The sequence below is a fragment of the Rhodospirillaceae bacterium genome (assembly GCA_028819475.1).
Classification (GTDB): domain Bacteria; phylum Pseudomonadota; class Alphaproteobacteria; order Bin65; family Bin65; genus Bin65.
Genome location: JAPPLJ010000026.1, coordinates 74,062 through 92,296, shown reverse-complemented (window position 1 = coordinate 92,296; position 18,235 = coordinate 74,062). Strand labels below are relative to the sequence as shown.

13 protein-coding genes and 1 pseudogene are annotated in these 18,235 nt (G+C 68.0%); 8 read left to right on the top strand and 6 right to left on the bottom strand.

The features are described 5' to 3' along the window. Positions 1-229 precede the first annotated feature (229 nt). The 3 genes and pseudogenes from OXM58_07165 to OXM58_07155 all read right to left on the bottom strand — a co-directional run bounded on the left by OXM58_07165 (position 230) and on the right by OXM58_07155 (position 2,126). Positions 230-337 (bottom strand): annotated as a pseudogene (locus OXM58_07165) (SEL1-like repeat protein). 409 nt (positions 338-746) lie between these two features. Then, positions 747-899, bottom strand: a complete 153-nt coding sequence (locus OXM58_07160) for a hypothetical protein (GenBank protein ID MDE0148135.1) — start codon at positions 897-899, stop codon at positions 747-749. Between the two features lie 72 nt (positions 900-971). Further along, positions 972-2,126, bottom strand: a complete 1,155-nt coding sequence (locus OXM58_07155) for an MFS transporter (protein MDE0148134.1) — start codon at positions 2,124-2,126, stop codon at positions 972-974. A gap of 168 nt (positions 2,127-2,294) precedes the next feature. On the opposite strand from OXM58_07155, the gene OXM58_07150 reads away from it, so the two are divergent. The 5 genes from OXM58_07150 to OXM58_07130 all read left to right on the top strand — a co-directional run bounded on the left by OXM58_07150 (position 2,295) and on the right by OXM58_07130 (position 10,796). Beyond that, the gene (locus OXM58_07150) at positions 2,295-5,330 is read left to right on the top strand and encodes a transglycosylase domain-containing protein (protein ID MDE0148133.1); all 3,036 of its coding nucleotides are present in this window, start codon (positions 2,295-2,297) and stop codon (positions 5,328-5,330) included. A gap of 166 nt (positions 5,331-5,496) precedes the next feature. Next, on the top strand, positions 5,497-6,711 hold the full coding sequence (locus OXM58_07145; protein ID MDE0148132.1) for a thiolase family protein: 1,215 nt from the start codon (positions 5,497-5,499) through the stop codon (positions 6,709-6,711). Next, positions 6,708-8,606, top strand: coding sequence for a feruloyl-CoA synthase (locus OXM58_07140; protein ID MDE0148131.1), 1,899 nt, complete (start codon positions 6,708-6,710; stop codon positions 8,604-8,606). The genes OXM58_07145 and OXM58_07140 overlap by 4 nt, the downstream gene beginning before the upstream one ends. A 194-nt stretch (positions 8,607-8,800) precedes the next feature. After that, positions 8,801-9,661 carry an NYN domain-containing protein gene (locus OXM58_07135; GenBank protein MDE0148130.1) on the top strand — a complete coding sequence of 287 codons (861 nt, stop codon included), beginning with the start codon at positions 8,801-8,803 and terminating at the stop codon, positions 9,659-9,661. A gap of 46 nt (positions 9,662-9,707) precedes the next feature. After that, positions 9,708-10,796, top strand: a complete 1,089-nt coding sequence (locus tag OXM58_07130) for an alkylhydroperoxidase-related (seleno)protein (protein ID MDE0148129.1) — start codon at positions 9,708-9,710, stop codon at positions 10,794-10,796. Between the two features lie 155 nt (positions 10,797-10,951). Here OXM58_07130 and OXM58_07125 read toward each other — a convergent pair whose 3' ends face one another. From OXM58_07125 to fsa, 3 genes are read right to left on the bottom strand one after another with little or no spacing between them, the layout of a single operon-like run. Then, the gene (locus tag OXM58_07125; protein MDE0148128.1) at positions 10,952-11,944 is read right to left on the bottom strand and encodes a tyrosine recombinase XerC; all 993 of its coding nucleotides are present in this window, start codon (positions 11,942-11,944) and stop codon (positions 10,952-10,954) included. Continuing rightward, positions 11,923-12,651 (bottom strand): DUF484 family protein, encoded by a 729-nt coding sequence (locus OXM58_07120; protein MDE0148127.1) that lies wholly within the window; start codon positions 12,649-12,651, stop codon positions 11,923-11,925. The genes OXM58_07125 and OXM58_07120 overlap by 22 nt, the downstream gene beginning before the upstream one ends. 23 nt (positions 12,652-12,674) lie before the next feature. Then, the gene (fsa, locus tag OXM58_07115; GenBank protein ID MDE0148126.1) at positions 12,675-13,361 is read right to left on the bottom strand and encodes a fructose-6-phosphate aldolase; all 687 of its coding nucleotides are present in this window, start codon (positions 13,359-13,361) and stop codon (positions 12,675-12,677) included. Positions 13,362-13,638: 277 nt separating this feature from the next. On the opposite strand from fsa, the gene OXM58_07110 reads away from it, so the two are divergent. The 3 genes from OXM58_07110 to atpA all read left to right on the top strand — a co-directional run bounded on the left by OXM58_07110 (position 13,639) and on the right by atpA (position 18,157). Continuing rightward, a complete protein-coding gene (locus OXM58_07110) occupies positions 13,639-15,825 on the top strand; it encodes a primosomal protein N' (GenBank protein ID MDE0148125.1) in 2,187 nt (728 codons plus the stop codon). A gap of 240 nt (positions 15,826-16,065) precedes the next feature. Beyond that, a complete protein-coding gene (locus tag OXM58_07105) occupies positions 16,066-16,623 on the top strand; it encodes a F0F1 ATP synthase subunit delta (protein ID MDE0148124.1) in 558 nt (185 codons plus the stop codon). A 4-nt stretch (positions 16,624-16,627) separates the two neighbouring features. Then, positions 16,628-18,157 carry a F0F1 ATP synthase subunit alpha gene (gene atpA / locus OXM58_07100; protein ID MDE0148123.1) on the top strand — a complete coding sequence of 510 codons (1,530 nt, stop codon included), beginning with the start codon at positions 16,628-16,630 and terminating at the stop codon, positions 18,155-18,157. Positions 18,158-18,235 lie beyond the last annotated feature (78 nt).

Genomic DNA, 18,235 nt, shown 5'->3' with positions numbered 1-18,235 from the left:
CAGCCGCGGATTTCGGTTTCGCGGATTTCTGCGCCACCGGTTTTCTTTTTGCCGATTTCTTCGCCGCCGCGGGTTTGCGTTTCGCGGAAGTCTTCGCCGCCGGTTTGCGTTTCGCAGCTTTCACCGTCGCTGCCCGCTTCTTGCCGGGCCGCCAGGCCTGGGCAAGTTTGCGCGCCTCGGCTCGTTCCCGCGCCGTCATGTCGATCGCCAACGCATCGCGTTCGGGCACCGCCCTGGCGCTGCCGCGCGCGGCGGCGAGATCGAACCATTTGTGCGCCTCGACATAGTCCTGCGGCACGCCCAGCCCCTTGGCGTAGGCCAGACCCAGCGCCAGCATCGCGCGGGCGTCGTTCGCCTTCGCCGCCACCTTCCATTGCGCCACGGCCCGGGCATGGCGCCCGTCTTCCCAGGCGCGCTGGCCCGCCTTGTAGTCTGCCTGCGCCGCGACGGCGCACAACAGCACCAGCCCGGCGCAAATCGCAGCCAGTGAGAATTTGCGCTCGACCATCTCTCTGCCCTTCCGTCCGCCCGCCATCGTCCGCTCACATCCTTCCCGGTTTCCTTCCCCTTCGTCTACCCGGTCGCCCCGGCGGTCTCCGGCGGCGGCGGGACGGTCCACAGGAAGACGAGGCCCAGGACCGCCGCAACGGCAGCGACGGCGAGCGCCGAGGTAAAGGACCGGTTCAGCCGATCGGCGTGATAACGATATAGACCAGCGGCGCGCCGCCGAAAGCCGCCAACGCGGCTTATTCGCGCTTTTGCCCTGCGGCCATGGCTTCGAGCAATCCTTCGACCTTGCCGACACGGCCTGCGAGACTCCAAAGGAAGCCGAGGATCGCGATCTGGAGCGGTCCGAGAATGCCGGCAAGAACGAGGATTGCAACGAACTCGGGGGTCATGTGCCAAACTTATTTGGCAGCGTCGGCAAAATTCAATCGTTTTCCCGGCAGGTTGTCGGTTCGAGCGGCTTGTTACGTTGTGTCCTCCCGCGCTTCCGGCGGCGGCGGGACGGTCCACAGGAAGACGAGGCCCAGGACCGCCGCGGCGGCCGCGACGGCAAGCGCCAGGGTGTAGGTGCCGGTCCGGTCGAACAGGGCGCCGGCGATCAGCGGCGCGGTCAGCCCGGCCACGCCCCAGGCGCTGAACAGCCGGCCGTAGACCCGGCCCAGGTTGGCCGGGCCGTAATATTGCACCGTCGCCGCCGGATAGCCGCTCGCCATGCTGCCATAGGCGAAGCCGATCAGCGCGAGGACGATATAGACCAGCGGCGCCGAGCCGAATATCGCGAGCGCGCCGAGCACGGCCGCGGCCAGTATCTTCGCGAGGAGCAGGACGGTGCGCGGCCGCAGGTAATCGGTGGCGAAGCCGGAGGCCAGCCGCCCGGCGCCGTTCGCCGCCGTGATCAGGCCGGTGCCGAGCGCGGCGGCCGGCGCGACCAAATCGTAGGCGTTGACGATGGCAGCAGCGTGGCCGAGCGCCATCAGCCCGGCCGTGCAGCCGCAGAAAAAGCAGAGCCACAGGCGCCAGAACGGGCCGGAGACTGCCGCGCCGCCCTTCTGGTCGTCGGGGCGCGGAATCTGCGCCGGGGCAATCAGAATCGCGCTGACGATCCCCATGGCCGCGAAAATCGCCGCAATGACCAGGAAGGTATCCCACACGCCCCAGCGTTCGGGGCCGATACGGAACAGCGGCGCGAAGACGACGGCGCCCAGCGCGTAGGAGGAAACCGCGATGCCGGTCGCCAGGCCGCGCCGGCTCTCCAGCGCGCCAACCGCCGATTGCAGGGCCGCGCTGTAGGCGATGCCGCTGGCGAAGCCGAACAGGACGCCGTAGCCCAGAATCACGCCCCACAGGCTTTCGGCCATGCCCGAGAGCAGCAGCCCGCCGGCCGCCAGCGCCGTCGTCGCGAGGGCCGGTTTGAGCGCCGTGCCCGGCCGGACCAGCACCGGTGCCAGGAACATGGTGGCGGCGAAGGCGACGGTCGCGACCGCAAAGATGCTGCTGACCGCCGCCCGCCCGACATCCAGCGCCTCCTGGGCGGGCGCGATGAACAGGCTCCAGGCATAGAGCGAGCCGGTCATCAGGTTGAGCAAAACCGCGCCGGCAAGGATGCGCAGGACCGTCATCGGCGGTGACCGCCCGGACAATTGCCCGTCCCGCGGATGGCCTGCATTGCGTCACCCCTCTGGACCGGTTCGCCGCCGTGTGTACACTCGCGGCAACCTCCGGGATACCCAAAAATGGAGGCGGTTCATGGCCGCTGTGGGGAAAGTCCGCGCCCGCTTCGGACGATCATGAACGATTCCCCCGGTCAGCGGAGCGCCGGCGCCGGTTTCAGGGGCTTTGCCGGATTTGTTGGCGGGACCGGCCTTGTTATTGTCCTCGTCGCTATCGCGGTCGCCCAGGTCGATATCGCGGCGCAGTTGTACTGGCAGGCGTTCGAATTCCTGGCGCGACTAATGCCGCCAAACTCCGGACTTCCGACGGCGAAAGACCTCGCAGCCCTGCTTCCGGTGCCGGAGGGCTTCGCGCTTCCCGGGGTTCCCGTCGCTGTCTGGGTCCCGACCGCGATCCTGGCGGGTCTCTGGAACCTCGTCGCGCTCGCCGTCTTCCGGCTCTGGGTGCTGGGCGTGCCGCTCCATCCCGTCCGGGGACCGATCCGCCATCCCTTCGCCCTCACGCCCCTCAACCGGCATTTCCTGCCGCCCGGGCGGCTGGCTTTCGCGACGGCCGTTGCCGTGTTCTGGCCGCTGCTCGCGGCGCGGGCGTTCCACGACCGGTCCGACCTGTTTTCGTCTGCAGCGGCGGGGGCGCCGGCGCTAAAGGAATGGGCGCTATGGCCCGGTGCCGGCCGGTTATTGGAAGGCTGGCTCGAATTGGCAACCGTCCACGCCGCGATGGGCGCGCTGGGCCTGGTATCGATGGCCCTTGCCGGCGCGCTGGCACGGCGCCGCGGTCCCTTCCACCATTACCATTGGCGCACGCAGCCGGTCGCCAAGCTCTTTTTACCGGTGTTGCTGGCGCACCTGGCGGCGTCGGTACTCGCGGCAGCCCTGTTCCCCAATCCGCTACACGCGCTCGTCGTTCTGTCGTCGCTGCTGGCGCTGACCCTCGCCGCGTTCCTCGGGCAGGTCGCCACACTGTCGGTCGAAGCGCGCCGCGACCGGCGCCTGAAGCGCCTCGAAGGTCTTGAGCGCGAGGGCCGCGCCAAGCCATCCGACCTCGCGTTCCGGGAAGCGACGATCCGGTTCCTCCTGGGAGACGGGCCCAAGCCCTCCGGGAAGCCGGGCCGCAAGTCGCAGCGTCGGTCCAGGCCGACTTCGCCGACGCGAGGCAAAAAGGCGGGCCGGCCCTCCGGCCCGGCCGGGCGGACGAAAAGGCGGCTCCGCTACACCGCCGCTTTCCTGGCCCTTGCGATAGCAGCATCCACCGTATCGGTAATCTACATCTGGTTTCGCCTCCCAGATGCCGACCAGACCCGGCAAATCGCCCGATCGGTCCACTACCATGTCGAGAAGACGACAATCCCGGCGCAGGGCAATGGAGGAGCCCTCGTCCGTCTGCGGCTGATCGGCAACCGCTACGACTACAGCCTGAATTACAGCCGCGAGAATATTTCGGAAGATTTTTTCAATGCGGTTATCGCCAGCGAGGACAACAAGTTCGACAGGCCGACGGCCTATCGATTGCCGTACATCGTCTTCAAATTCGGCGAAGCGACGCTCTGCTACCTGGCAAAATCGACAGGCTTGCGAAGTCGGGATTGCGCCGGCAACAGCACGGTGCCGCAGCAACTGGCCCGGAACCTTCTGTCCAGCGAATACCGCAGCATCTGGCGAAAGATCGTCGAGTTCGTCTGGGCCCTCAAGATGGAATTTCATCTGGAGAACGACGAGATACTCGAACTCTACGCCAACCGCGTTTACCTGGGGAACCGGAATTACGGCGTGGAAACGGCCTCCCGTCACTATTTCGGAAAACATGCGAAAGACCTGTCGCTCGGGGAGGCCGTTTTATTGGCGGCGGCGATCAAGAAACCGTCCAGATGGAACTTTTTCAACGATCGTTCGGGAGCCGAGGAGCGCGCCAGGCTGATTCTGGAACTTATGAAACAGCAGGGCTACGCGCCGGCCGGCGCATCCTTCGGCGCCGGGTTCCGCCTGCGCCCGGCCGGGGTCCGCCCCAACAAGCCCTATCTCGGGCATCTGTGGATGTGGATCGAGCCCCGCGCGAGGAAGGTCCTTCGCGACCGGCCCGACGGAAAATACAAGATCGTCACCGCGCTGGACGCCGAGGCGCATGTCTACGCCAGGGCCGAACTCCAAAGGGAAGTCCGGCGCTGGCGGGACAGGGGAATTCCGGTCGCCGAAGGCGCGGTCGTCGTCATGCGTCCCGACGGCAGGGTTCTCGCCATGGTGGGCGGCGCCGGCGACGATCCGAAATCGCGCGGCACCAACCGGGCGAAGCGGACGAAAAAACTCTTCCCGCGCCCGCCGGCCTCGGCGTTCAAGCCGTTCCTCTACCTGGCGGCGCTCGAGCGCGGACTGAAGCCGAGCCAGCTCATCGACGCCGGCCCGGTCAGCATTCCGATCCCCGGCGGGAAACGCTACGAGCCGGCCAACCATGACGGCGCGGTGTACCGGCGCAAGGTTCCGATGCGCGACGGCCTCGTGAAGTCGATCAACACGGCCGCGGTTCATCTGCTGCGCAAGCAGGTCGGATACAAACGTCTGTTCGACGTGCTGCGGCGGCTCGGCCTCCAGACGCGATACCTCAAGGCAAAATGGGGCATCGCCCTGGGCCAGAGCGGCGTGCCGCTGATCGAGATGATGGGCGCCTACGGCGTGCTTGCCAACGGCGGCCGGCGGGCAACGCCCTACGCCATGCTCGCGATCATGCGGGAATCGGGCGACATCGTGTGGCAGCGCGAGACCCGGGCCAGGCCCCCGATCTTCGATCCGCACCATGTCAGCGACCTGAACGCCATGCTGCTCGACGTGGTGAAGCACGGCACCGGCCGACCGGCGGCACTGGGCGTGTCGGAGGCCATCCGGACGAGGCGCGAGCGCGGACCGGGCGAGGCTGCCGGGTGCGGCCCGCCGTCAAAGGTGAATGTCGCGGGCAAGACCGGCACGGGCGACGAATTCACCGATGCGTGGTTCATGGGCTATACCGCGGACCTGGTGATCGGCGTCTGGTTCGGCAACGACACGCCCAGGACGATGCCCGAACTCTACGGCGCGGCGGGACCGGCGCGCACGTTCAACGGCATTCTTTCCCGTCTGGCCAGATTTACCGCGGTGACCGACCCGACCTGCCCGCTGCCCTGACCGCACCGTTGGGCTGTGGCGACTCCGCAGGTCCGGCGCCGCAATCGCTGTACGCCGTGCAGGCCGCCTTTCGCATGGCCTGCATCGCGTCAGCCCCTCTGGACCGGGTTGCCGCCGTGTGTACACTCACGCCATTGTCCGGGATAGCCGAAGAAGGAGCCGCCTCATGGCCGCGATCGAGAATGTCCGCATCCCCTATGGCGGCTATTGGAGCACGCCGTTCTCCAAATGGCAGAACAGCTTCGCCGAGCTGCATTCGATCCGGTTCGCCGCCCATGTCGCCAGGGAGGCGCTGGCCGAGCGGGAGATCGACCCGCAGAGTTTCGACCATGCGGTGATGGGCATCACGACGCCCCAGGAATCGAGTTTTTTCGGCCTGCCCTGGCTGATGAAGATGATCGGCAACGACGCCGTGCCCGGCACCCAGGTCTCCCAGGCCTGCGCGACCGGCGCGCGCGTGCTCCAGACCGCCTCCTTCGAGATCGAGCGCGGCATGGGCAGCGCCTCGCTCTGCGTCGCGGCGGACCGGACGTCGAACGGCCCGGTGCTGAGCTATCCGAGCCCGTCCAACCCCGGCGGCGCGCCGGATATCGAGCGCTGGCCGATCGACGGGTTCGAGGGCGATCCGCTGGGCGGCCCGCCGATGGTCGGCACGGCGGAGAACTGCGCCCGCGACTGGCAGGTTTCCACCGAGGAGCAGCACGACGTCGTGTTTCGGCGCTGGGAACAGTATGAGATGGCGCTGGCGGACGACCGCGCCTTCCAGAAAGGCTACATGAAGCTGCCCTTCGAGGTGCCGGACAAGCGCTTCCGGAAGACGGCCGGGACCATCGACGGCGACGAGGGCGTGCGGCCCTCGACCCGCGAAGGCCTCGCACGGCTCAAGCCGGTCCAGGAAGACGGCACGGTCACCTTCGGCGGCCAGACCCATCCGGCCGATGGCAACGCCGGCGTCATTCTCGCAACGCCGGACAAGGCGCGTGCGCTGTCGAAGGATCCGTCCGTCGACATCGCGGTGCTCGGCTTCGGCATGGCGCGGACCAAGCCGCACTACATGCCGGCGGCGCCGGTGCCGGCGGCGCAGCAGGCGCTGGACATGGCCGGGCTGACGATCGGCGACATCGACGCGGTCAAGACCCACAACCCCTTCGCCGTCAACGACGTCGTGTTCGCCCGGGAGACCGGCTTCGACGTCGACGCGATGAACAACTACGGCTGCTCGCTGATCTTCGGCCATCCGAACGGGCCGACCGGCCTGCGCCTGGTGATCGAACTGGTCGAAGAACTGGTGCAGCGCGGCGGCGGGCGCGGCCTGTTCACCGGCTGCGCCGCCGGCGACAGCGCGATGGCGGTCGTCGTGGAGGTATCGCAGGCCCGATGAACGACGTGCGCCCGATCCCTGACCCGATTCCAGACAGGGACCCGTCGACCGGCTGGACCAAGGACTGGCCCTATACGCCGCTCCGGCTCCCCGAACGCGCGCTGGAGATCGAGCGGCGGGACAACGGCGAGACCATCCTGCGCAACCCGACGCCGCTCGAACCCTATCCGGTGCAGGTGTCCGACGACCTGCGCCGGCAGGCCGCGCGCATTCCGGACCGGACCTTCCTCGCCCAGCGCGGCGCGGACGGCGACTGGGTCCACCTGACCTACGCCGCGGCGCGCGACCGGGCGGACCGGGTCTCGCAATGGCTGCTCGACAACGGCCACAACGGCGACAACACGGTCGCCATCCTGAGCGACAACAGCCTGAACTTTGCGGTCCTGCAACTCGGCGCAATGCAGGTCGGCATCCCGGCGATGCCGGTCTCGCCGGCCTATTCGCTGATGTCGAAGGACTTCGCCAAGGTCCGCCATGTCTGCGACAGCTTCACGCCCAGCCTGATCTATGTCGAGGACGCGGCGCTGTTCAAACCGGCGCTGGAAGCGGTGAAGCCGACCGCAACGATCGTGGCGACGCGCAACGTCGAGGCCATCGCCGGCGCTATCCCGTTCGGCGACCTGTTGGCGGCCGAGGCCGACGAGGCGGTCGAGCGCGCCTATGCGGCGGTGACGGGCGACAGCATCGGCAAGATCCTGCTGACCTCGGGCAGCACCGGCCTGCCCAAGGGCGTGATCAACACCCAGCGGCTGATGTGCTCGTCGCTGACCCAGATCGGCCAGGTCTGGCCGTTCCTGCACGACGAGCCGCCGGTGATCTGCGACTGGCTGCCCTGGAACCACACCTTCGCAGCGAACTTCAACTTCAATACCATCCTGCGCTTCGGCGGCACCTACTGGCTCGACGAGGGCAAGCCGGTGCCGGGCCGGTTCGACGCGACCCTGCGCAACCTGCGCGAGGTCAAGATCAACCAGTATGTCAACGTCGCGCGGGCCTACGACCTGCTGGTCCCGGCGCTCGAGGCCGATCCCGCCTTCGCCGAACATGTCCTGGGCGACTGCCAGTATCTGTTCTATGCCGGCGCCGGCCTGCCCCAGGCGCTGTGGGACCGCATCGAGGCGCTGTCGATCCGGGTGCGCGGCGCGCGCATCCCGATGATGACCTCGCTCGGCTCGACCGAGACCGGCCCACCGGCGATCAAGGGCTACTGGCCGTGCGACCGGTCGGGCACCGTCGGCCTGCCGATTCCCGGCCTGGAGGCCAAGCTGGCGCCGGCCGGCGGCAAGACGGAGATCCGCTTCCGCGGCCCGAACATCGCGCCGGGCTACTACCGCAATCCGGAAAAGACCGCCGAGGCCTTCGACGCGGAGGGCTTCTACCGGATCGGCGACGCCGTGAAATGGATCGACGAAGCGGACCCGATGCAGGGCCTCAGCTTCGACGGGCGGGTGGCGGAGAATTTCAAGCTGCTCACCGGCACCTGGGTCGCGACCGGCGTGCTGCGCCTCGATGCGCTCTCCTTCCTCGGCCCGCTGGTCTCGGATGCCGCGGTGACCGGCGAGGACCGCGACGAGGTCGGCCTGCTCGGCTTCGCCAACCTGGACGCCTGCAAGGCGGCGATCGGCCCGGCGGCGGAGGGCCTGTCGCCGGCGGACGTCGTCGCGCATCCGGCGGTGCACGACGCCCTGCGGGTAAAGATCGCCGCCTACAACCGCGAGCATCCCGGCTCCAGCCAGCGCATCGCCCGCGTCCTCTTGATGACCGCGCCGCCGGATATCGACGCCGGCGAGATCACCGACAAGGGCTACCTCAACCAGCGCGCCATCCTGAACGCGAGAGCCGGCCTGGTCGAACGGCTGTACGCGGGCGAAGGGGCGGATGTGGTGACGGTGTAGTAGAAAAGCGCCCCTTGGTCGCGTAGCAGCCGCTTGGTGCGCTTGCCCGCCGTTATTGACCATCGGTTGCTTGTGCAATATATGTTTACAGTCGGATGGCAGGTATCGAACGCTGTCCGCCACCTATTTAGGGGCGCCTTCGGGCGCCCCATTACATTTTGGGGAAGGACGGATCGGTGCAAATCGCTATTTTTGTGGACGCAGGCTATCTCTATGCCCAAGGGTCAGCCCTGCTTACCGGTCAGAGACAGCGGCGGGAAACGATTAGGCTATCCGTTAAGGACGCCTTGAAGCGGCTGGCCGAAGAAGCGGAACAGGCAGCTCCAGGAACGCGTCTGCTAAGGATCTATTGGTATGACGGCCTACCTCGCGCTAATCGCCCCACACCCGAACAGAATGAAATTTCCTATGCCTCTGACGTCAAGCTCCGACTCGGGATGGTGAACAATCAGGGACAACAGAAGGGTGTGGATTCCCTGATCGTTACAGACCTTATCGAGTTGGCACGGAATCGAGCAATCAGCGATGCCCTAATTCTTTCAGGCGATGAGGACATTAGAATCGGTGTTCAGGTCGCACAGACTTTCGGCGTCAGGATTCATCTACTTGGAATTAAGCCGGCGAGCGCCTCCCAATCCCCTGATCTGATACAAGAGTCCGATACGCACAACGAGTGGGATAAGCGCACCGTTAGCCAATGGATGGAGGTACACGCGGCGACACATGAGCCCGTTCGCGCCCACTCCTTGCCGTCGCGCGCAAGAGATGCCGGGTTAGCCCAATCGACCGGGTTCGGAGCAGATGCGGCGGTCGAAACGAAATCCACTATAGCATCGCTGGAAACGCCAGACGTTGAGCGTATCGTCAGATATTTAGACACGAACAGAGACCTGATCCCACCCGAAATCGACCGTCCGACATTGGCGCGCCTGCGAAATCGTCTCGGTAGAGACTTGACGGATTGGGAGCGCAAGGAATTTCGCAGGATATTTGCGTCGGAACTTCGATCTGCCGTATCCGGATTTGTCGAAACGGGCGGGGCTGAAAAAAGCTGAATGCGGCCGCCTTGATCGCCGCCGGCCCTCGCAGTAGCTTTCGCCCATGAGCCATTTCACCGCCGCACCCCTGCCGATCCGGGCCGACCTCGCCGCCGCGCTCGACCGTGGCTGGGCGCAGCTCGGGGAAACCGGCGCGTGGCTGACCGGCACGGAACGGGTGGCCGTGGTGCGCGAGGCGCGGGCGGCGTGGGACTGCGCGGTGTGCCTGGCGCGCAAAGCGGCGCTATCGCCCTATGCCATAGACGGCGACCACGACGCGGCGACGGATCTGCCCGAGCCGTGGGTCGACGTCATCCACCGGGTCGTCACCGACGCCGGGCGGCTGACGGAAAAATGGTGCCGCGAGGTCCAGGGCCGCGGCATCGGGGAAGACGAGTATATCGAGCTCGTCACCGTGGCGACCATCGCGACGGTGATCGATATCTTCGCCCTGGCCATCGGGCTGCCGGCGCCGGACCTGCCGACGGCGCAAGTCGGCGCCCCGCCGCGCCGCCGCGATCCGACCGCGACCCACGGCCCCGGCTGGGTTGCCACCATCGCCCCGGAAAACGCCAGCGCCGATTTCGCTGATTTCTACGGCAACGAGTCCGGCTTCTATATCCGCCGGTCGCTCACCCTGCTGCCCGGGGAAGCGCGCAAATTCTGGTCGGTCATGAACCTGCTCTACATGCAGGACCCGCGCATCCGCGAGCTGGACGGGCTGGACCGGTCGATCAATCGGGCACAGATGGAATTTCTCGCCTCGCGCGCCTCGATGATGCTCGACTGCTACTACTGAACCACCAGCCATGCGGCGCGGCTCAGGTTGAGCGGCACGGAAACCGGCGACGACTACGATCTCACCGCCATCACGGACGGCGGCGACGGCGCGATTCCATACGGCGGCGAACTGAACGCCTTCGTCGAAGCGATCCTAGGGCGCGATCCGTCAGCGGTCGCGGCGGCCCGCGCCGCCGTAGCCGGGGCGATGGGCGAGGCCGCCATGGTCGACGCTGCGGCTACCATCGCGGCCTTCAACGCCTACCCGCGCGCCGCCGATGCGACCGGCATCCCGCTGGAGGACGCCAAGCGGGTCGCGACCGCTGAACTGCGCCACGAACTTGGCCTCGACGCCCTGGAAGTGGCGGCCTGACCCTTCGATACGCCCCGCCCTTCGATACGCCCCTGATAAAATCCGGGGCTACTCAGGGCGAGGGGCATGTCTGTAAAGAAGATTACTTACCAATCCCTCACCCCGAGTAGGCGCGTCAGCGCCGTATCGAGGGGCGCAACAGGTCTCAAATCGCCCTAATTTTTCGCCTTCGGGTGGGCGGCGTCGTAGACGTCGAGCAGGCGGGCGGTGTCGACATCGGTGTAGCGCTGGGTGGTCGACAGGCTGGCGTGGCCCAGCAGTTCCTGGATGGCGCGCAGGTCGCCGCCGCCGGCGAGCAGATGGGTGGCGAAGGAATGGCGCAGCGCGTGCGGCGTCGCGGTCTCGGGCAGTCCGAGCGCCGGCCGGAGTTTTCGGACCAGCAGTTGCACCATCCGCGGGCTGAGACGTCCGCCCTTCTTGCCGACAAAGAGCGGCCCGTCCGGCGTGAGCGGATGGGGGCAGAGCGCGAGATAGCGTTCCACCGCCTCGCCGACGACCGGCAGGACCGGCAGCACGCGCTGCTTGCTGCCCTTGCCGGTGACGACCAGCGTCGGGCCGAAGGGCGCGGCGCTGCGGTTCAGGCCCAGGGCTTCGGCAATACGCAGGCCGCAGCCGTAGATCAGCGTCAGCACCGCCTCGTCGCGCGCCGCGATCCAGGCCTCCGTGTTGTCTGTCCCGGCCATGTCCAACAGTTCGCCGGTCTCGGCCACGCTCAGAGGCTTGGGCACGGCGTGGGGCAGTTTCGGCGCACGCAACGCCGCTACTGTCGGATTGTGCAGAATATCCTGTTTATCCAGAAAATTGTAAAAGCTGCGCACGGCCGATACCGCCCGCGCGGTCGAGCGGCGCGCCTTGTCGGAGCGCGAGGCGAGCCAGGAGCGGAAATCCGCTGTGCCGAGTCGTTCGAGCGTAACGCGATCGGCCCGCGCGCCGAAATGATGGCCGAGAAACAGCAGGAAGGCGGTGAGGTCGCGCCGGTAGGCCGCCACCGTATGCTCGGAGGCCCGCTTTTCGTGCCTCAGCCGGGCCAGCCAATCGTTCAGATCGCGGCTGACCGCGGGATCGAATGCAGCGTCGATTTCCTCGCCGGCGCCAGCCGATGTCCCGGACGGAAGCGGCTCCGCTCCTAGCCGGGCAGGTCCAGCCATGCGCGGGCCGTGCTCTCGATAACGCGGGCGAGGAAGAGATAGGGCTGACGCCCGCTGCGCTCGACGAAGGCGTCCGGATCGCGGCTGCCCAGGGCAAGCAGGCCGGCCGGCGCGCCGCGGCCGATGCTCAGGCGGATCAGCAGGTCGGACCGCACCAGCGAGGCTGCCCCGCCATACAGCAGGCGCTCGGCCCGGACGGTGTCGCGGCATCGTTCGGCGATGTCGGGGCCGCCCAGCAACGCATTCACCGCCCCGCAGGGCAGCAGGTTGACGCCGCTGCGCGTTCGGCCGTTCGGCTGCCCGTCGCCGGCCTCGATGCACAGGCCGACCGCGTCGATCCGCAGGGTGCGGACGACGTCGTGGGTGATCGCCTCGACGAACTGTTCGAAGTTGCGGGCGTCGATCAGCGCGAAGCAGGCTTCGTGAACCCGCGCCTGCTGCCGGACCAGCCGGCGCGCGCCGTCAACCGCCGCCGCCTCTCCCCGGCGCGCCGCAGCCAGATCGCGCTGCAGGCGCTGCACCAGGTACCGGCCGAAATCGATCGGGCCGTCCTTCTCGCCGGCGCCGGCCACCGGAGGCGGGGTCAGGATGGCGGCCAGTTCCGGCCGGTCGGTCAGGAAGTCCGGATGGCGGCACAGCCAGTCCGCGACCCGGTCGGCCGAGAGGGCCGCTGGCGCCGGTGCTCTGGAAACTTCCGCCTTGCTCACCGCCCCGGCCCCCGGTTACCGCCCTAGCCGGCTTTCTCGGCCGGCGCATCCTCCGACAGGATGGCCTGACCGGTCTTTTCCCAGTCGGCGAGGAAGGCCGCCAGCCCCTTATCGGTCAGCGGATGCTGGAACAGCTGCCGCAATACCGAAGGCGGCAGGGTCGCCACATGCGCGCCCATGCGCGCCGCCTCGACCAGGTGCATCGGGTTGCGGATCGAGGCGACCAGAACTTCCGTCTCGATCTCCGGATAGTTGTCGTAGATCCCGACGATATCCGCGATCAGTTGCATCCCGTTGGTCGAGATGTCGTCGAGCCGGCCGACGAAGGGCGAAACGTAGGTGGCGCCGGCCTTGGCCGCGAGGATCGCCTGGCCGGCCGAGAAGCACAGGGTGACGTTGACCTTGATATTCTCGCTGCGGAAGGTCCGGCAGGCCTTCAGGCCGTCCATCGTGAGCGGCACCTTGATCACGACGTTGTCGGCCACCCTGGCGAGCTTCTGACCTTCCCGGACCATGGTGTGATAGTCGGTCGCCGTCACCTCGGCGCTGACGTCGCCCGGCACGACGCGGCAGATCTCCCCGATGGTTTCCATGAAGTCGCCGCCGCTCTTGGCGATCAGCGACGGATTGGTCGTCACCCCGTCGAGCAGGCCGGTCGCCGCCAGGTCGCGGATCTCGTTGAGATCGGCCGTGTCGATGAAGAATTTCATCGGGTTGTCCTGTCCTTCCGGTGTCCTTCCGGCGACGCACTGGCCGCCGGCCAATGGCTCTGTTATCCGTCGGTCTCATGATAGCCCAGCAACACCGGCGCGCCAAGCCGGAGACCTGACAACATGGCCGGTTCCAATTGCTCCAAAGAAGTAGAAACGCCGACATGCCGCCGGCATCGTAGGGGAGGGTTTCAAACCCTCCCCTACAGCCCGCTGGCGACGGACGGCGTGCGGGAATGCATTTTTCCCTCCGGTCGGCCGATACCGTTGACGCACAATGCCGGCTAGGAGCGACCGGGCGAAGGTGCTGCTGCCGATGCCGGTCGGCAGCGGCTACGACTACCGGATACCGGCGGATATGGCGGTGTCCCCCGGCGATTTCGTACGGGTGCCGCTCGGGCCGCGCCGGATGACGGGCGTGGTCTGGGGCGCGGCCGACGGCGCCGTGCCGGACGACCGGCTCAAGGCAATGATCGCCCGCCACGATGCGCCGCCGTTGTCGGTCGCGCACCGCCGGTTCATCGACTGGATCGCCGCCTACGCCGTCGCCGCGCCGGGATCGGTGCTGCGCATGTCCGTCCCGGTGCCGGAGGCGCTCGATCCGCCGGCGCCGGAGACCGGCTACCGGCTTGCGGCCCCGGCGGCGGCTCCCGCCCCGCCCGGTGTGCGGATCACGCCGCAGCGGCAGCGCGTTCTGGTCGCGCTTGCCGGCGCGGGCACCGTCGCGGCCGAGCGGCTCAGGGCTGCGGCGGGCGTATCGTCCGCCGTGCTGACGGGCATGGCGAAGGCCGGCCTGGTCGAAGCGGCGCCGGTCGCCGTCCGCGCGGACTGGCCGGCGCCGGACCCGGACCGCGCCGGAGTCGCCCTGTCCGCAGATCAAGGGGCCGCCGCGCAGGCGCTCGCCGGGGCGGTCGGCGCGGGGTATGCGACCCTCGTGCTCGAAGGAGTCTCCGGATCAGGCAAGACCGAAGTCTATTTCGAAGCCATCGCCGAGGCGCTGCGTCAAGGCCGGCAGTCGATCGTCCTGCTGCCCGAAATCGCCCTGAGCGCCCAGTGGCTGGCCCGTTTCGAGCAGCGCTTCGGCGCCGCGCCGGCGCCCTGGCATTCGGACCTGACCCGCGCCCAGCGGCGGCGGATCTGGCGGGCGGCGGCGACCGGCACGGCCCGGGTCGTGGTCGGCGCGCGCTCCGCGCTCATGCTGCCGATGCCCGAGTTGGGCCTGATCGTCGTCGACGAGGAGCACGACCAGAGCTTCAAGCAGGAAGACGGCGTGGTCTATCACGCCAGGGACATGGCGGTCGTCCGCGCGACGCTCGAGGAGGTTCCTGTGGTGCTCGCTTCGGCGACGCCGGCGCTGGAGACCGTCGCCAACGTCGAACGGGGGCGCTATGCGCGCCTGGTCCTGCCGGAACGCCACGGCCGCGCCGCGATGCCGGCGGTCGAACTGCTCGACCTGCGCGAGGAAGGACCGCCGCGCGGACGCTGGCTCGCCGGCCGCATGGTCCACACGATCGCCGAAACGCTGGCGGCGGGGGAGCAGGCCCTGCTCTATCTCAACCGCCGGGGCTATGCGCCGCTCACCCTGTGCCGCGGCTGCGGCCTGCGCCTGGAGTGCCCGCAATGCGCGGCCTGGCTGGTCGAGCACCGGCTCGCCGGCCGGCTGGAATGCCATCATTGCGGCCACACACGGACGCTGCCCCGCGAATGCCCGGAGTGCGGCGCGGAAGACAGCTTCGTGCCGTGCGGACCGGGCGTGGAGCGGCTGGCGGAAGAGGTCGCCGGCCTGCTGCCGAGCGCCCGGGTGCTGGTGGCGACCAGCGACACGATCCGCGGGCCGGCGGCTGCGGAAGCGCTGGTGGACGACGTCCGGGACGGTGCGGTCGACCTGCTGATCGGCACGCAGATCCTCGCCAAGGGGCATCATTTTCCCCGGCTGACCCTGGTCGGGGTGGTCGATGCGGACCTGGGCCTCGCCGGCGGCGACCTGCGCGCCGCGGAGCGGACCTGGCAGATGCTCAACCAGGTCGCCGGCCGGGCCGGGCGGGCGGAGCGTCCCGGGCGGGTGATCCTGCAATCCTGGCAGCCGGAACATCCCGTATTGCAGGCGATCGCGGCCGGCGACCGGGACGGTTTCATCGCCGAGGAAAAGGCGGGGCGCGAACGCTGCGGCATGCCGCCCTACGGCCGGCTGGCCGCCATCATCGTATCGGGCCGCCGCGCCGAAGCGGTGCAGCAGGCGGCGCAAGCGCTCGGACGGTACGCGCCGGTGCAGGACGGCCTGGCGGTGCTCGGCCCGACGCCGGCGCCTCTCGCCCTGCTGCGCGGCTACTTCCGCCACCGCCTGCTGGTAAAGGCCGCGCGGACCGTCAACCTCCAGGACTATATCCGGCGCTGGCTGTCGCGGACCCCGCAGCCCGGCGGCGTCCGGATCAAGGTCGATATCGATCCCTACAGCTTTTCCTGAGAAAAACGGGCCGGGCGCCGTACCCGCCGGAACCGCCCGCAAATCGCTGCGGCCACATTACGCAGCGCCGGTTTCTTGCCGATTCCGAAGCCACTATGTTAGCAAAATCCGGCCTGACAGGCAGGGGTCCGGGCATGCGTTCGCCCCGGAATTTCCTGGAAAAATCACCAATTTCCACGGCAGTCTGCCGCGCTCCGGCGCTGAGGGTTCGCCGCATGCCGTGGAGCGGGACATCGGATTTTGGCGTCAAATTCGAGTGATACCAGCGGCATCGCCGAGCGGTACGCAACGGCGCTCTATGACATGGCGGACGAAGCGAAACAGCTCGACGCCGTGGCCGATGACCTGCGCGGGCTGAAATCCATGCTGGAGGACAGCGACGACCTGCGCCGCCTGGTCCGGTCGCCGCTCATCGACCGCCAGGTCCAGACCGCGGCGATGATGGCCGTTCTCGAAAGGGCCGGTGTCGGCGACCTGACGCGCCGCTTCGTCGGCGTCGTCGGCCAGAACCGCCGCCTGTTCGCGATGGGCGCAATGATCGACGCCTTTCTGGCCGTGCTGGCGCGGCGGCGCGGCGAGGAAACGGCCTATGTGGCGAGCGCCGCGGCGCTGAGCGACGCACAGCTGGACCGGCTCGCCGAGACCCTGCGGAAAGCCGTCGGGTCGAAGGTGCGGGTCGAGACGGCGGTCGATCCGGCGCTGATCGGCGGGCTGGTGGTCCGGGTCGGCTCCCGGATGGTCGATTCCTCGGTCAGGACCAAACTGCAGCGCATGCAACTTGCGATGAAGGGAGCCTGAGGGCATGGACATCCAGGCCGCAGAAATCTCCGCAATCCTGAAACAGCAGATCGCCGACTTCGATACCGAAGCCGATGTCGCCGAGGTCGGCCAGGTGCTGTCGGTCGGCGACGGGATCGCCCGGGTCTACGGGCTGGACAATGTCCAGGCCGGCGAGATGGTCGAGTTCCCGGGCGGCATCAAGGGCATGGCGCTGAACCTCGAGATCGACAATGTCGGCATCGTGATTTTCGGCGACGACCGGGACATCCGCGAGGGCGATACCGTCAAGCGGACCGGCGCCATCGTCGACGTGCCGGTCGGCACCGGCCTGCTCGGCCGGGTGGTCGACGGCCTGGGCAACCCGGTCGACGGCAAGGGCCCGATCGAAGCAGCCGAGCGCGCGCGCGTCGAGGTCAAGGCGCCGGGCATCATCCCGCGCCGTTCGGTGCACGAGCCGATGCAGACCGGCCTGAAGGCGCTGGATGCCCTGGTGCCGATCGGGCGCGGCCAGCGCGAACTGATCATCGGCGACCGGCAGACGGGCAAGACGGCGGTGGCGATCGACACCTTCATCAACCAGAAGGGCGTCAACGCCGACGAGGACCCGGCGACCAAGCTGCACTGCATCTACGTTGCCGTCGGACAAAAGCGCTCCACAGTCGCGCAGATCGTCAAGACGCTCGAGGAGAACGGCGCGATGGACTATTCCATCGTCGTCGCCGCCACCGCGTCCGACCCGGCGCCGCTGCAGTTCCTGGCGCCCTATACCGGCTGCACGATGGGCGAATATTTCCGCGACAACGGCATGCACGCGGTGATCGTCTACGACGACCTGTCGAAGCAGGCGGTCTCCTATCGCCAGATGTCGCTGCTGCTGCGCCGCCCGCCGGGACGCGAGGCCTACCCCGGCGACGTGTTCTACCTGCACTCACGCCTGCTCGAACGGGCGGCGAAGATGAACGAGGAGCACGGCGCCGGCTCGCTGACCGCCCTGCCGATCATCGAGACCCAGGCGAACGACGTCTCGGCCTACATCCCGACCAACGTGATCTCGATCACCGACGGCCAGATCTTCCTGGAGACCAACCTGTTCTACAAGGGCATCCGCCCGGCCATCAATGTCGGCCTGTCGGTGTCGCGCGTCGGCTCGGCCGCCCAGGTCAAGGCGATGCGCCAGGTCGCCGGATCGATCAAGCTGGAACTGGCCCAGTATCGCGAGCTGGAGGCCTTCTCCCAGTTCGCCTCCGATCTCGACGCCGCCACCCAGCGCCAGCTCGCGCGCGGCGCGCGCCTCACCGAGCTGCTGAAGCAGGACCAGTATGCGCCGCTTTCGATGGATGAGCAGGTCGTGTCGATCTTCGCCGGCGTGAACGGCTATCTCGACACGATCGCGATGCGGGACGTGACCCGCTTCGAGGCCCAGTATCTCGCCGCGATTCGCGACAAGGGCGCCGATATCCTGGCGACGGTCCGCGAGGAAGGCGTGGTCAGCGACGAGACCGAGGCGAAGCTCAAGGCCTTCCTTGACGATTTCGTCAAGACCTTCGCGTAAGGGATTCGGGGCTTTCGGGAAGGACCGCGAAACCGCCCGGCGAGTCGCGCGGTCCGGCCGGAAAACGGAGCCAAAGGG

Bases quoted from the DNA above. Each gene is read 5' to 3' on its own strand.
- OXM58_07155 (MDE0148134.1), bottom strand. From the start codon at position 2,126: ATGACGGTCCTGCGCATCCTTGCCGGCGCGGTTTTGCTCAACCTGATG.
- OXM58_07145 (MDE0148132.1), top strand. From the start codon at position 5,497: ATGGCCGCGATCGAGAATGTCCGCATCCCCTATGGCGGCTATTGGAGC.
- atpA (MDE0148123.1), top strand. From the start codon at position 16,628: ATGGACATCCAGGCCGCAGAAATCTCCGCAATCCTGAAACAGCAGATC.
- OXM58_07160 (MDE0148135.1), bottom strand. From the start codon at position 899: ATGACCCCCGAGTTCGTTGCAATCCTCGTTCTTGCCGGCATTCTCGGA.
- OXM58_07110 (MDE0148125.1), top strand. From the start codon at position 13,639: ATGCCGGCTAGGAGCGACCGGGCGAAGGTGCTGCTGCCGATGCCGGTC.
- OXM58_07150 (MDE0148133.1), top strand. From the start codon at position 2,295: ATGAACGATTCCCCCGGTCAGCGGAGCGCCGGCGCCGGTTTCAGGGGC.
- fsa (MDE0148126.1), bottom strand. From the start codon at position 13,361: ATGAAATTCTTCATCGACACGGCCGATCTCAACGAGATCCGCGACCTG.
- OXM58_07140 (MDE0148131.1), top strand. From the start codon at position 6,708: ATGAACGACGTGCGCCCGATCCCTGACCCGATTCCAGACAGGGACCCG.
- OXM58_07125 (MDE0148128.1), bottom strand. From the start codon at position 11,944: ATGGCTGGACCTGCCCGGCTAGGAGCGGAGCCGCTTCCGTCCGGGACA.